Annotated in this window: 15 protein-coding genes; 8 read left to right on the forward strand and 7 right to left on the reverse strand. The window is 69.3% G+C overall.

Going from position 1 to position 13,687, the window contains the following annotated elements; genetic code table 11:
* Positions 1 to 17: 17 nt before the first annotated feature.
* The 3 genes from E3O60_RS02040 to E3O60_RS02050 all read left to right on the forward strand — a co-directional run bounded on the left by E3O60_RS02040 (position 18) and on the right by E3O60_RS02050 (position 2,846).
* Positions 18 to 728: an LON peptidase substrate-binding domain-containing protein gene (locus tag E3O60_RS02040; RefSeq protein WP_240632407.1), complete on the forward strand. Its 711-nt coding sequence runs from the start codon at positions 18 to 20 to the stop codon at positions 726 to 728.
* Positions 729 to 823: 95 nt separating this feature from the next.
* Positions 824 to 1,120 (forward strand): toxin-antitoxin system YwqK family antitoxin, encoded by a 297-nt coding sequence (locus E3O60_RS02045; RefSeq protein WP_088455602.1) that lies wholly within the window; start codon positions 824 to 826, stop codon positions 1,118 to 1,120.
* Between the two features lie 4 nt (positions 1,121 to 1,124).
* A complete protein-coding gene (locus E3O60_RS02050; protein WP_134497023.1) occupies positions 1,125 to 2,846 on the forward strand; it encodes an FAD-dependent oxidoreductase in 1,722 nt (573 codons plus the stop codon).
* Here E3O60_RS02050 and E3O60_RS02055 read toward each other — a convergent pair.
* From E3O60_RS02055 to E3O60_RS02065, 3 genes are all read right to left on the reverse strand, one after another.
* Entirely contained in the window at positions 2,807 to 4,333 is a 1,527-nt protein-coding gene (locus E3O60_RS02055; protein ID WP_134497025.1) for an AMP-binding protein, read from the reverse strand. The genes E3O60_RS02050 and E3O60_RS02055 overlap by 40 nt on opposite strands.
* A gap of 77 nt (positions 4,334 to 4,410) precedes the next feature.
* Positions 4,411 to 4,719, reverse strand: coding sequence for a hypothetical protein (locus tag E3O60_RS02060; protein WP_134497027.1), 309 nt, complete (start codon positions 4,717 to 4,719; stop codon positions 4,411 to 4,413).
* Positions 4,720 to 4,811: 92 nt separating this feature from the next.
* The gene (locus E3O60_RS02065; protein WP_088455598.1) at positions 4,812 to 5,528 is read right to left on the reverse strand and encodes a DUF2461 domain-containing protein; all 717 of its coding nucleotides are present in this window, start codon (positions 5,526 to 5,528) and stop codon (positions 4,812 to 4,814) included.
* 163 nt (positions 5,529 to 5,691) lie between these two features.
* Here E3O60_RS02065 and E3O60_RS02070 point away from each other — a divergent pair, with 163 nt between their 5' ends.
* Complete coding sequence (locus tag E3O60_RS02070) at positions 5,692 to 6,537, forward strand: alpha/beta hydrolase (protein WP_088455597.1); 846 nt, start codon at positions 5,692 to 5,694, stop codon at positions 6,535 to 6,537.
* Between the two features lie 12 nt (positions 6,538 to 6,549).
* Here the strand turns inward: E3O60_RS02070 and E3O60_RS02075 are convergent, their stop codons facing one another.
* The gene (locus E3O60_RS02075) at positions 6,550 to 7,143 is read right to left on the reverse strand and encodes an HhH-GPD-type base excision DNA repair protein (protein ID WP_088455596.1); all 594 of its coding nucleotides are present in this window, start codon (positions 7,141 to 7,143) and stop codon (positions 6,550 to 6,552) included.
* Positions 7,144 to 7,260: 117 nt separating this feature from the next.
* On the opposite strand from E3O60_RS02075, the gene E3O60_RS02080 reads away from it, so the two are divergent.
* The 4 genes from E3O60_RS02080 (at position 7,261) to E3O60_RS02095 (ending at position 10,481) form a co-directional block, all read left to right on the forward strand.
* Positions 7,261 to 7,581, forward strand: coding sequence for a hypothetical protein (locus E3O60_RS02080; protein WP_240632406.1), 321 nt, complete (start codon positions 7,261 to 7,263; stop codon positions 7,579 to 7,581).
* Between the two features lie 59 nt (positions 7,582 to 7,640).
* Positions 7,641 to 8,669, forward strand: coding sequence for a PHP domain-containing protein (locus E3O60_RS02085; protein WP_134497029.1), 1,029 nt, complete (start codon positions 7,641 to 7,643; stop codon positions 8,667 to 8,669).
* Positions 8,670 to 8,757: 88 nt separating this feature from the next.
* On the forward strand, positions 8,758 to 9,852 hold the full coding sequence (locus E3O60_RS02090) for an S-(hydroxymethyl)mycothiol dehydrogenase (RefSeq protein WP_134409513.1): 1,095 nt from the start codon (positions 8,758 to 8,760) through the stop codon (positions 9,850 to 9,852).
* Positions 9,852 to 10,481, forward strand: a complete 630-nt coding sequence (locus tag E3O60_RS02095) for an MBL fold metallo-hydrolase (RefSeq protein WP_174845045.1) — start codon at positions 9,852 to 9,854, stop codon at positions 10,479 to 10,481. The genes E3O60_RS02090 and E3O60_RS02095 overlap by 1 nt, the downstream gene beginning before the upstream one ends.
* Positions 10,482 to 10,556: 75 nt before the next feature.
* Here the strand turns inward: E3O60_RS02095 and E3O60_RS02100 are convergent, their stop codons facing one another.
* From E3O60_RS02100 to alsS, 3 genes are all read right to left on the reverse strand, one after another.
* The gene (locus E3O60_RS02100; RefSeq protein ID WP_134497031.1) at positions 10,557 to 11,048 is read right to left on the reverse strand and encodes a DUF1801 domain-containing protein; all 492 of its coding nucleotides are present in this window, start codon (positions 11,046 to 11,048) and stop codon (positions 10,557 to 10,559) included.
* A gap of 144 nt (positions 11,049 to 11,192) precedes the next feature.
* Entirely contained in the window at positions 11,193 to 11,924 is a 732-nt protein-coding gene (budA, locus tag E3O60_RS02105; protein WP_240632405.1) for an acetolactate decarboxylase, read from the reverse strand.
* On the reverse strand, positions 11,921 to 13,651 hold the full coding sequence (gene alsS, locus E3O60_RS02110) for an acetolactate synthase AlsS (protein ID WP_088455592.1): 1,731 nt from the start codon (positions 13,649 to 13,651) through the stop codon (positions 11,921 to 11,923). Before alsS ends, budA begins: the two co-directional genes overlap by 4 nt.
* Positions 13,652 to 13,687 lie beyond the last annotated feature (36 nt).

Raw genomic sequence — 13,687 nt, forward strand, 5'->3', positions numbered from 1 at the left:
CGTGATTCGCTGGGGTCATGTCGAATCAGGGGAGCTCACCCGACGAGCCCGTCGGCGCCACCGGCCTGCCGATGTTCCCGCTCGGTTCGGTGCTCTTCCCCTACATGCCGTTGCAGCTGAGGGTGTTCGAGGAGCGCTACCTCATGATGCTGGCGAGCATCCTCGAATCGGAGCCCGCGGAGTTCGGTGTGGTCCTCATCGAACGCGGCCAGGAAGTGGGCGGTGGCGAGCACCCGTTCAGCACCGGGACCGTGGCGCAGGTGCTCGAGCTGGTGGCGCCGGAGGGGTTCGTCGGCCTCGTCGCGCAAGGAGACCGGCGCATCGAGGTGATCGAGTGGCGCCAGGACGCCCCCTACCCGCAGGCCGTGGTGCGGGAGCTGCCCGCCCTGGTCTGGGACGACGCCCTCACCCCGTTGCGGGTGCTCGCCGAGCAGACCGTGCGTCGTACCCTGTCGCTGGCCAGCGAGTTCACCGACGATGCTTGGTCGGCCAACGTCGCCCTGTCCGAGGACCCCGTCGAGGCCGCCTGGCAGCTGGCCGGCATCGCCCCGGTGGGTCCGCTCGACCAGGTCGCCATGTTGCGGTCCACCAGCATGGCCGGCCTGCTTCGGGCGATTTTCGACCACACTGAAGCGGCCGCCGACGCGTACAGGGTGCCCGGCCCCGGTGAGCTGGACGCGGATGATTTGAACACGGATGACCTGGACCCTGACGACCCGAACGCCTGACCCTCGCGAGCGACCGCGACCGGCTCGTCATCAGTGCCGGCGGTGTACCGTCGCGCGCCGTTGAGCACTGGAGCATTCCGGGGCAGCATGGGGGCATGCCCCCTCAATCGTCCTCCCCCTCGTTCTCACGGTCCGTCGGCTTCCCGATCCCCCGCCACGACCGCTTCCCCGATGGGTCGGTCAAGGCCAGCGGCTTTGAACTCGACGGCAAACTCCACGGACACTGGGAGTGGTTCCGTCTCGACGGTTCGCTGATGCGTTCCGGGGAGTTCGACCTGGGTCACCAGGTGGGCTTGTGGCGCACCTGGGACCGCACCGGGCGCCTCGTGAAGGAGACCTCGTTCGACCGGTCGACCCCGGGCACCAGCCCCGCGGACCCTGCCACCCGGTGATGACATGGCCGGAAACCGGATCGGCACCGGCACAATATTCGACGCCGATGTCCTGATCGTGGGCGCCGGGCCCACCGGGCTCGCCCTCGCCCGAGAGCTGCACACCCACGGGGTCACCGCGATGATCGTCGACAGGGCAGCGGATGCAGCGCACGAATCCCGCGCGCTGGCTATCCAGGCACGCACCCTCGAGGTCCTCGCCCGCAACGGCCTCGCGGACGACCTCGTGAGCGCCGGCAACCCGACCGGGACGCTGTTGCTGCACGGGCGCGGACGCCGCCGCCGCCGCGGCAGCCTGAGCGCTGCGCCCGCTCATGCCGTGTCCCTGTTCGACGAGGCACTGTTCGACGAGGCACTGCTCGACGAGGCACTGCTCGACGAAGCAATCGGTGACACGCGCTTCCCGTTCCTGCTGTTCCTCTCTCAGGCCGGCACCGAACGAGTACTCGTCGACCGCCTGGCCAGCGCGGGCGTCGGCATCCGCCGGGGTCTCACCCTGACGGGCCTGAGTCAGGACGATGACGGGGTCACCTGCACCCTCGACTCCCCCGGCGTGCCGCCCAGGACGGTACGCACCCGCTATGTGGTGGGCTGTGACGGCGCGCATAGCGCGACCCGGCACCTGGCCGGCATCGGTTTCTCCGGTCGAGCCTTCCCGCAGCGCTTCCTCCTCGCCGATCTGGAGGCCGACGGTCTGGAACCCGGCCGGGTGCACGTCTACCTGTCCGGAGCCGGTCCGCTGTTCCTGTTTCCTCTCGGCTCGCCGGCCGGCTGGCGGCTGCTGGTGATGCTACCGCCGGGCAGCCGCACCGGCCCCGTCACCCTCGCCCTCGCGCAGGCGGCCGTCACCCGGTACACCCGGGACACCATCGTGCTGCACGACCCGGTTTGGCTCACCGAATTCACCATCAGCAGTCGGCTCGCCGATACCTTCGCGCGCGGCCGGGTGTTCCTGGCCGGCGATGCGGCTCATATCCACAGCCCGGCCGGCGCCCAGGGCATGAACACCGGCATCCAGGATGCCGTGAACCTCGGCTGGAAACTCGCCCTGGTCTGCCGGGGCGCCGCCGACCCGGCGCTGCTCGGGAGCTACGAGCAGGAACGACTGCCGGTGGCCCGCTCGGTGCTGGCCGGCACCAACCGTGCCTTCACGGTGGCGACCAGCCAGCACCCGGTGCTGCGTGGCCTGCGGGCCGGCCCGGCCGTGCCGGTGGCCGCGTTGCTGCTGCGCAGCCGGATGGCGCGCCGCACCGGCTTCCGGCTGATCTCCGAACTGGGCATCCACTACCGGCGCAGCTCGCTATCGGTGGACGGGGTCCCCAGCCTCGACCGGGGGCCGCGGCCGGGCGAGAGATTCCCCCAGCCCGGGATGGGCGCGGTGCCGGTTTCTTCCGTCAGGACCGCAGCCGCCGGTCACGGCGCGGCACCGGGCCCGCCGGTGTTCCGGATGCTGCTCTGCGGGCCGGCCGCTGAGTGGCCCGATGCAAGGGTGCGGGAGTTTCAGGCCCGCTGGGCGCACCTGCTCACCGTGGAACTGACCCCGTCCGCACCGCGATCCCGCTGGTCGGCCGCTCCACGCGCCGCCGCCGTCTCGCGCCGACGATCCGGCCTGGCCCAGTATCTGGTGCGTTGGGACGGCTACGTCGGCTACCGCGCTGACGGCTCCGACCTTGACGGCGCCGACGCCTACCTCCTGGGGTTCGGTGCTCGACCGCTCCCGCCCTGACCGGGGGCGGGCTCGGCGGGGTCTGCTCCTCGACCGATGAACCAGTAGTAGCCATCGGCGTCCCGCCGCACCAGGTCGCCCGTGAGGTACCAGCCTCCGACGAAGCGCCGCCGGTACCGGGCGTCGTCCTGCAGGTAGCCGCGGAACATCGACGGCCAGTCGGCGCGAAAGGCGAGCTCGCCGATGGCACCCGGTTCGGTGACCAACACCACCCCACCGTCGTCCCCGCGCACGAACCGCCCGTCGGCGTCGGTGAGCAGCACGGCGGCCTTCACCCCGGGTAGCGGCCGGCCGAGCGCGCCGGGCCGAATCGGACTGCCTGGGAAATTCGCGAGCATTATGCCACCGGTCTCGGTCTGCCGCCAGGTGTCGTGCACCGGCCGCCCGAACGTCTCCTGGGCCCAGGCGAAGACCTCGGCATCGAGCGGTTCACCACCGCTGGCCACATGGCGCAACGCCCTGAGGTCATGGGCGGCCGCGAGCGCGGGGCCGGCCGCCATGAGCATCCGGAGCACTGACGGTGTGGTGTACCAGACCGTCACCCGCTGGTCGGCGAGCACACTGTAGGTGCGCTCGGCGTCGGGCTCGCCCTCCACGATCAAGACTGTCGCCCCGTGGACCAACGGCGTGATCACGCCATGCGAATTGCCGCTGACCCAGCCGGGGTCCGCAGTGCTCCAATAGACGTCCTTCGGGTGCAGGCCGAGGGCGTAGAGCCCGGCGACATAGAGCGAGGCGACGGCATCATGCACGTGCACCACACCTTTGGGCGGACCCGTCGTGCCGCTGGTGAAGTGGAGCATGGCCATGTCCTCCGACTGCATCGCCACGATGTCGCCGTACGGCGGGGCATCGCGCATCAGCGCGACCAGGTCGACGGTGCCGGGGTCCGGTTCTCCGTCGGCATCGATGAGGAGGACCTGCACCAGCTCGGGCAGTTCTGCCCGCACCGGCGCGACGGTTTCTCGGTACAGCTCGCGGGTGGTCACGAGCGCCCGCCCAGAGCCGCGCTTGAGTCGTTGCCGCCCCTGCTCGGGGTCGAAGCCGGAGAACATCGGGCAGAACACGCTGCCGTTCTTGAGGGTGCCCAAGGCGGCCACGAAGAGTTCGGGTATGCGTCCGCAGAGGGAGAAGACCCTGTCCGCCCGCTCGATTCCCAACCGCTGCAGCACACTGGCGAAGCGTCCGGTTTGTTCGGCGAGCTCGGCGTAGCTGAGCGGGTGAGTGGTGCCGTCGGTGCGCACGAACCGCAGCGCATCGTGTCCGGCGAGCGCTCCGGCAGCGTGGCGGTCCACGGCTTCGTGGGCGATGTTGACACCCCGGCCGTCCGGCAGCCCCGACAGCACCTGTCGCACCCGGTCCCAGCTGAACTCCGCATAGACCTGCCCGTAGTCGACCAGAGTCGACCGCACCACGAAGGACGCGGAGTCTGTGTCAAGCGGGGGCCGCGCCGGCGCGGGGTCTGAGGCGTTTGATCCTGCCGTCATGCCCCCATAGAACTCCTGCTCGGTCGCCCGGCATAGGGGCCGGCCACAGCAACAGGGCGGTCACAGAAACAGGGCGGTCAGCGCAGCAGGGCGAGGACGATCCGCAGCGCCACGACGGCGAGCGTCGCTCCGGCCAGCGCCAGCGCCGCCACGGTGAGGCCTCGACCTCTGGCTCCCGCGGGAATGACCCTGTAGGCCTGCATGGTGAAGTAGAAGCCGACGGCGCCGATGACCAAGGCCGGGACCGGGTACACCACGGCGACGACGAGCCCGAGCAGGGCAACCCAGAAGCCGGGCACCCGGCCGGGCGCCTTCGTCCAGTCCGCCTGGGGGGCGCCCATGGCGAGGAGGCGGTTGCCGTCCATCTTGGCGCGGGGATCGTTCACTGTGGAGCTCCTTCGAGGGTCCGTTGGACCGGATCGGCCGCGACCACTCATCGCTCCCATTCTCGTGCATCCGATGCGCCGGTGGGCGACAATCAGCCGCGGCGTCGTCCGGCGGCCGCCTCCAGCTCCAGGGGGGTGGCACTGGCCAGCGGAATGTTGAGAAAGTCAACCAGGGGCGCCAGCACCCTGAACCGTTCGACGACGGTATCGACGAAGCCGTCCGTGAGGGCAGACTCCCCGGGCAGCTGTGCGAACAGTGCCCAGCTGCGCACGCGAAGCAGGTCGGCGGCCGGATGCTCGGCGGGAAAACCCTTGGGGCCGCGAATGAGCGGCCGGCCGGCCAACGGCTCCGCCAGCCTGGCCAGCGACGCGTCGGCGAGCAGGCTGCGCATCTGGTCATGGTGGTCGAGCAGGTACTCGCGGATCGCGTGCAACTGGGGCGAGCCCGGAGAGTAGGCGCCGGCGGCCACCATCACGCCGTGCACCCCCACCTGCAGGAAGAATCCGGCGCCGCCGGCCTTCTCCAGGCCCTGCCGGGGCCAGTTCGCCGCCAGATGGGTCTTGTACGGGGTCTTGTCGTTCGAGAACCGCACATCGCGGTAGATCCGCAGCATCGCCTTCGGCGCCGGCCGCAGATAGTCGGGCGCGAACCCCGCCAACTGCAGGTTGATCGCCTCGATCACCTCGAGCATCCGGGCCTTCAGCTCAAACTCGTAAACGCCCTTGTGCTCCTCGAACCACTCACGGTTGTTGCGGTGTTCGAGCTCCTCGAGAAAGTCGAACGCCTGCTCGCTGAAATGGGGACCCACCTGCACGCTCCTTCGATCACGTCAGTCCATTGTCTCGCGGCCATCTCCGAGCCCGTTCTTGCGCGGGCCGCCTTGAACGCCCCGGCACACCGGACTAGATTCACTCCATCTACGCCATCTGGCACCTCCGGCCCCACCTCAATCGGCTCCCGAAGGGACAATCATGACCAGCGAACCGGCATCCCCCGACACCATCGTGCTCATCCACGGGCTCTGGATGACGCCCCGAAGCTGGGAACTCTGGGTTCCTTACTACGAGGCCAAGGGCTATCGGGTGATCACCCCCACCTATCCGGGCTTCGAGATCGAGGTCGAGGCCCTGCGCGAGAACCCCGAGATCATCGCGGACCTGACCGTGCCCGAGACCGTCGATCACCTCGCTGCAGTCATCGGCGCGCTCGAGACTCCCCCGATACTCATGGGCCACTCCTTTGGTGGCACCCTCACCCAGCTCCTCACCGCCCGGGGGTTGGGCGCGGCATCCGTCGCCATCAACTCGGCGCCGACGGAGGGAGTGCGGGTCACCCCGCCGTCGCAGATCCGGTCGTTCTTCCCGATCCTCAACAACCCGGCCAACTACCACCGGGCTGTCGGGTACACGGCAGAGCAGTTCCACTACGTCTTCGCCAACACGCTGAGCCGAGAAGACTCCGACGCCGTGTACGAGCGTTACCACATCCCCGCACCGGGCAACTGGGTGTGGGCATATGGGTTGATCGCCAACTTCAAGCCGGGCAAGCAAGAAACCTGGGTGGATTACGCGTTCGACGACCGGGCCCCGCTGCTGTTCATCGCCGGCGGCGCGGACCACATCATGCCCGCGTCGGTGAACAAGTCCAACGCCGACCACTACCGCAAGTCCGCGGCGCTGACCCAGTTCCACGAGTTTCCCGGTCGGTCGCACTGGACCTGCGGGGAACCCGGCTGGGAGGCCGTCGCCGACTACGCGCTGGACTGGGCGGTGACGCACGCCAGCACCGCACACATCCGTCGTGCGGAGCTGGCCTGACGGCTGGCCCTGTTACCTGCCCGCGGATTCCTTCGCGGCGGCCTTCGCGGCCCGTTTGCTCTCGCGCACCCTGGCGAGCGATTCCGGGTCGACGATGTCGGCCACCGACCGCAGCGAGCCGTCCTCGCCGTACGGGGCGGATGCTTCGCGCCAGCCGGCTGCGGTGACGCCGAGCCGTTTGCCGAGCAGCGCCAGGAAAATCTTGGCCTTCTGCTCACCGAAGCCGGGCAGTGCCTTGAGGCGGCGCAGCACCTCGGTGCCGTCGGGGGCGGCCCCGTCGGAACCGGGGGCGGTCCAGATGGCGGCGGCGTCACCGTTCCAGTCTTGGGCGACGACCTCCGCTATCGTCTGCACCCGGGTGGCCATGGAGCCCGGGAAACGGTGCACGGCCGGGGTCTGCTTGAAGATCGCGGCGAATTCATCGGGGTTGTATCCGGCGATCACCGACGGGTCGAGGGTGCCGATCCGGTCCCGGATCTTCGCCGGTCCCGCAAAGGCTGCCTCCATGGCGATCTGCTGATCGAGCAACATGCCGAGCAGGAGCGCGAACGGGTCGTCACTGAGTAGGGCGTCTGCGGCGGTATCGCCGGTGATGTGCAGCGTCATCAGAGCATTCTCGCACCGTCGACACAGATTCGCTGGACGGCCGACTCGGGTTGGCAGCGGCAGATCGCGCTGCCAGCATGGCGAGAGCCGGCGCGAATCCGGCGGACAGGAGCCGTCATGTTCGATATCCCCGCTGGCAGCGTGATGCGCAGTTGGACCGGGTGGATCAGACCGTCCGACCGCGCCTCATACACGGCCTACATGGAACGCACCGGGCTCGCCGATTACAGGTCCACCCGGGGCAATCTCGGCGCCGCGATGGTGTTCCGCGACCTGCGCGACGGTCGGTGCGAGGTGCGCACGATCTCGTTCTGGCGCGCTTACGCCGATATCGTCGCCTTCGCCGGCGAGGACATCGAGCTGGCGGTCTTCTATCCGCAGGACGACTCCTTCCTCATCGATCGCGAACTCACGGTCGCCCACTTTGACGTAGTCTGACTCCGGTTTCGTCGCCGGGCGGGCTCCCGTTTCTGCCGGTTCGGGCCGATCATGGCTTCATGGATGCCGTGGATGCCCTCAGCGAGATCGCCTTCTGGCTGGAACGAGGCCTCGCCCCGACCTTCAAGGTGCAGGCGTTCCGACGAGCCGCCTCGCTCATCAGCGACCTCGACCCGGTGGAGCTCGCCGATCGGGTGCACGACGGCCGGCTGCGGGCGATGAAGGGTATCGGCGGCCGCACGGCCGAGGTGATCTCCCAGTCGCTGTACGGCCTGCCCGACTACCTGGACAACCTGCGACGGAGCGGCACAGACCCTGTGGCCACCGGCGGCCGCGAGCTGCTCGCGGTGGTTCGCGGCGACCTGCACACGCACAGTGACTGGTCGGACGGCACCACGTCCATCGAACTCATGGTAACCACGGCGCGGATGCTGGGCCGGGAGTACCTGACGCTGACCGACCATTCGCCGAGCCTCACGGTCGCCCACGGCCTGACCGCGGACCGGCTGATGCAGCAGCTCGGTGTGGTCGCCGACATCAACGCAGACGCGGGATCCTCGCCCGACCCGGTCAGGCTGCTCAGCGGCATCGAGGTCGACATCCTCGAGAACGGCGAGCTCGACCAGGACCCGGCGCTGCTGGCCCGGCTGGATGTCGTCGTGGCCAGCGTGCACTCCAAGCTGCGCGCCGACTCGCTGAGCATGACCCCGCGGATGCTCGCCGGCATCCGCAACCCGCACACCACCGTGCTCGGCCACTGCACCGGTCGTCTCGTGACAGGGTCGCGCGGCACCCGGCCGCCGTCGAGCTTCGACGCCGAGCGGGTGTTCGCCGCGTGCGCCGAGAACGCCGTGGCGGTCGAGATCAACTCCCGGCCGGAACGCCAGGACCCGCCGGACGACCTCATGGCTCAGGCCCTCGCGGCCGGCTGTCTGTTCAGCATCGACAGCGACGCCCATGCCCCCGGGCACCTGGACTTCCTGGCCTACGGCGCCGAACGCGCCGCGGCGAACGGGGTGCCCGCCGAGCGGATCGTCAACACCTGGCCGGTCGAGAAACTGCTGGACTGGTCGCGAGCCACCCGCTGAGCGACCCGCCGGCCAGCGCCCGGTCAGGATGCTTCGCTAGGTTGGAGGTCTGCCACATCGGCTGCCCCGGCAACTCACGAGGAGCTCCATGCCCATCACCGTTCAAGGCGCGATCGCCCGTTCGAAGGGGGCTCCCGTGGAGCTCACCGACATCGTCATCCCCGACCCCGGACCCGGTGAGGTCGTCGTCGACATCGATACCTGCGGAGTCTGTCACACCGACTTCCACTATAAGGAGGGCGGCATCAGCGACGACTTCCCGTTCCTGCTCGGCCACGAGGCCGCCGGCCGGGTGAGCATCATCGGCGCCGGCGTCACCCACGTGGCCGTCGGCGACTTCGTGGTGCTCAACTGGCGGGCCGTCTGCGGCGACTGCCGGGCCTGCAAGCGCGCCGAACCCTGGTACTGCTTCAACACCTTCAACGCCAGCCAGAAGATGACCCTGATCGATGGCACCGAGCTCAGCCCGGCACTGGGTATCGGCGCGTTCGCCGAGAAGACCCTCGTGCACGAACGTCAGTGCACCAAGGTCAACCCGGAGGCCGACCCCGCCGCGGTCGGGCTGCTGGGCTGCGGCATCATGGCCGGCATCGGCGCCGCCATGAACACCGGCAACGTCGCCGCCGGCGATTCCGTGGCCGTGATCGGTTGCGGTGGTGTCGGCGACGCCGCTGTGGTCGGCGCGAAGCTGGCCGGCGCGAGCACCATCATCGCGATCGACCGTGACGCCAAGAAGCTGGCCAAGGCCACCGAGTTCGGCGCCACCCACACCATCGACTCCGCCGGGCTCGACGAAGACGGCGTGGTCGCAGCCGTGCAGGCGCTCACCGGCGGCTTCGGCGCCGATGTCGTCATCGACGCCGTCGGTCGCCCGGAGACCTGGCGGCAGGCGTTCTACGCCCGCGACCTTGCCGGCACCGTGGTGCTGGTCGGCGTGCCGACACCGGAGATGATGCTCGAGATCCCCCTTGCCGATGTGTTCGGCCGCGGTGGCTCGCTGAAGTCCTCCTGGTACGGCGATTGCCTGCCGGAGCGGGACTTCCCGATGCTCACCGAGCTCTACCTGCAGGGACGTCTGCCGCTGGCGGAGTTCGTCAGCGAACGCATCCGCATCGATCAGATCGAGGCGGCGTTCGCCAAGATGGCGTCCGGCGACGTGCTGCGTTCGGTGGTGGTGCTCTGATGGGCGCGCGCATCGAGCACCTCGTCACCGAGGGCACCTTCGACCTGGACGGCGGCAGCTGGGCGTTGGAGAACAACGTCTGGATCGTCGGCGATGACACCGAGTGTGTCGTCATCGACGCCGCCCATGACGCCGAGGCGATCCTCGCGGCGGTCGGCGAGCGCCGACTGCTCGGCATCCTGAGCACCCACGCGCACAACGACCACATCGGCGCGGCCGGTGCAGTGGCTGCAGCCACGGACGCACCGGTCTACCTGAATCCGGACGACCGCATGCTCTGGGACGTCGTCTACCCGGATGCCGCGCCGAACCGCGAGCTCGCCGACGGCGACACCATCGAGGTGGCCGGGATCGAGCTGCAGGTCATCCACACGCCGGGTCACTCCCCCGGCTCGGTGTGCTTCTACGCGCCCGCGTTCGACACGCTGTTCAGCGGGGACACCCTCTTCCACGGCGGGCCGGGCGCGACCGGACGGTCGTACAGCGACTTCCCGACCATCATCGAGTCGATCACGACGAAGCTGCTGACCCTGCCCGCCCAGACCGTCGTGAACACCGGCCACGGCGAGTCGACCTCGATCGGCGCCGAGGCCCCCGACCTGCCCGACTGGATCGCGCGCGGCCACTGACGGCCCGCGAGTTGCCGCGAAATGCCCCTTGGATGCCTCCTCAGGGGCATTTTTCGGCATCTCGCGGCGAGCAAGCTACTCCGGCCGGTGGGGGTCGGCGCGGCCGCCCTCCGACTCCCGAGCCCGGTGCCCGAAGTACTCGCCTGCGGTCACCGCGCGATACGACGTCGTGACCATCTGCTCGAGCACGTCCAGGTCGACCTTGTCGAGGTTGGTGACATACAGGCAGCTCAGTGCGGCCTTGTGCGGTCCGAGCCGAGCGAGCTCGTCGGTGTAGGTGCCCAGTCCGTCGGGAAAGTAGATCGACATCGACGCCTTGCGTGGTGAGAAGCCCGCCGCGCCCGCGTCGCCCTCCCGCCCGCTCTCGTACTTGTAGTGGTACTGACCGAAGCCGATGATCGACGAGTACCACAACCGTGCCGGCTCCCCCGTGATGCGCCCGAACATCGTCAAGAGGGTCTCGGCATCCCGCCGCCGGGTGGCGCCGGGGACGGCGTCGACGAAGGCGCGCACCTCGTCGTTGGCGGCCTGGTGGTCGGTGCGGTCGGCGGGGGTTCCTGTTGCCATGCCCCTACGGTAGCGCCGGGCCACCGACAGGGACAGGTGCCAGGGAGCAGCCTGCAAAGCTGTCTACGCGGGTTCGATTCCCGCCACCGCGTCGCCTGCGCCGGGGCCTCTGGAGCGACCCCGGCGGGCGCCGCGACGCGCGAGTCAGGCGTGCTGCTCGGTCTTGGCCAGCTGCCGGGCGAGGTCGTCCGGCGACAGGTTGGCGTCGCGGAACGCGTCCGTCAGCGGCAGCTGCAGGCGCAGGTCGGTGCCCAGGCAGAGCGCCGCGCTGCCGCTCTTGAGCTTGAAGTCGAGCACGTGGCCACCGCCGGTGCGGTCGTCGGTGATGAAGTGGGTGTGGCAGCCGGGCACGCCGATGCCCTGCTCGTAGAGCGGGGTGCGGAAGCCGACCAGGGAGCCGGACACGTTGTGCAGCTCGACGATGGCATCTTCGTCGGTCGCCTCCACCATCGGCCGGTACGGCTTCTGCTGCTTCACGACGGTGCGCATCCGGATCCACTCGAAGTCGCCGTCGATACGCAGCGCGTACATGTAGTTCTCGGATGCCGTCATGTGGTCGATGAACGCGGATGCCTCGGCGCGCACGATATTGTCGGGCAGCCGGCTCTCGATGTGCGGCACGAAGTTCGTCACCACGGCGTACGGGGTGTACGCGCCCAGGTCGGGCTTGGTCACCCCGCCGTCGGCGCGCAGCTGATAGCACTTGCCGTCGACGATGAGCATCTCCCCGTCGAGGCCGTTGAACGTGCCGATGCCGAAGCTGCCGTGGCCGAGCAGGTCGCGCACCGTCATCTCACCCTCGTAGACACCGTCGAGCAGCGCGCTCATCAGGCTGGTCTGGAAGATCTCGTGCCTGGACACGGTGATGTTGGTCACAGCAGCACGTCGCTTTCCAGGTCGGCCATCAGCTCATCGCGATTGTTGCGGTAGTCCACCCGCACGTCGATGATGCTCGGGCCGTCGTCGTTCATGGCCTGCTCGAGCACCGCGGCGAAGTCGTCGAGGTGGGTGACCCGGTAACCGTGGGCGCCGAACGACTCGGCGTACTTCACGGCGTCGTAGTCGCCGAGCTGCACGCCGGAGGTGCGGCCGTACTTGCCCTGCTGCTGGAAGGCGACCATGTCGTAGGTGCCGTCGTTGAAGATGATGTGGGTGAATTTGGAGCCGAGCCGCACCGCGGTCTCCAGCTCCATGGCGGAGTAGAGGAACCCGCCGTCACCGGACACCGAGACCACCGGGGTGCCGGGGCGCACCAGCGTCGCGGCGATCGCCCAGGGCAGTGCCACACCAAGAGTTTGCTGGCCGTTCGAGAACAGCAGGGTGCGCGGGTGGTAGGTGCGGAAGTGCCGGGCCATGTAGATGTAGTGCGAACCCACATCGCAGAGCACCGTGGTGTCGTCGGGCAGCAGGGCCCGCATCGCCAGGGTCAGCTCGGCGGGGTGCACGCCCTCCGACTCGTCGTCACGATGGACGGGCTGGTCGGCCTCGGCCAGGCGGGCGCGCTCGGTGGCGACGACCGCCGAGGCGGATGCCGACAGGGTGAGGCCATCGATCTGGCTGGCGAGCGCATCCATCGTCTCGGCCACGTCACCGCGCAGTTCCACGGTGGGCCGGTAATAGTCGTCAAGGTCGGCCGACAGCTCGTCCAGGTGGATGATGCGGCGCAGGTGATCCTTGTTCCACTTGGCGGGTTCGTATTCGACGAAGTCGTAGCCGATGGCCAGGATCAGGTCGGCCTTGTGCAGCAGAACGTCCCCGGGCTGGTTGCGGAACAGGCCGACCCGGCCGAGGTAGTGCTCCTCCAGGTCGTGGGAGATCACGCCGGCGGCCTGGAAGGTCTCCACGACGGGCAGCGCGGCAGCGCCGAGCAGGCGGTGCAGCGCGGCGACGGCCCGGTCGGAGCCGGCGCGGGCACCGGCGAGGATCACCGGGAACTGGGCGTCCTTGAGCAGCTGGGCGGCCTGGCTGATGCTGGCGGCCGGGGCCGCGCCGAGCTGAGGGACCCAGTGCGGGGTGGTCATCGACACAGTGGTGGAGTCGGTGAGAACGTCGTAGGGCAACACCACGGCCGCGGCGCCCTTGGGCTCCTGGGTGGCTTGGCGGAACGCGTTGGCGATGGCCTCCGGCACGTTGTCGGCGACGCTCACCTCGCCGGCAGACTTGGTGACGGCGGAAAGCATGCCGACGGCATCCATCGACTGGTGGGTGCGCTTGAGCCTGTCTCCGCGGGAAACCGCGCCGCAGATCGCGACCAGGGGGTCACCTTCGGTGGTGGCGGTGAGCAGGCCCGTGGCGAGGTTGGCGGTGCCGGGTCCGCTGGTGACCAGCACGACGCCGGGTTCGCCGGTGAGCCGGCCGACGGCGGCGGCCATGAAGGCGGCGTTCTGTTCGTGGCGCACCACGATCAGCTGCGGACCGCCGTCGAGGAGGGCGTCGTAGACGGGGTCGATCTTCGCACCGGGGACGCCGAAGATCCACTTGACGCCGTAGGCCTCGAGGCATTCGACGACGCGGTCGCCGGCCCGGCGGGGCGAGCCGAGTGCTGCGGAGCCGAAGGCGGTGCCGTCGACCGACTCGTCCGGGACCGTTGAATTCTGAGCCATGCCGTGCCTCCTGTAGTGCGGGTGACGCCGTGGTGT

The sequence above is a fragment of the Cryobacterium sp. TMB1-7 genome (assembly GCF_004402435.1).
Taxonomy (GTDB): Bacteria; Actinomycetota; Actinomycetes; order Actinomycetales; family Microbacteriaceae; genus Cryobacterium; species Cryobacterium zongtaii.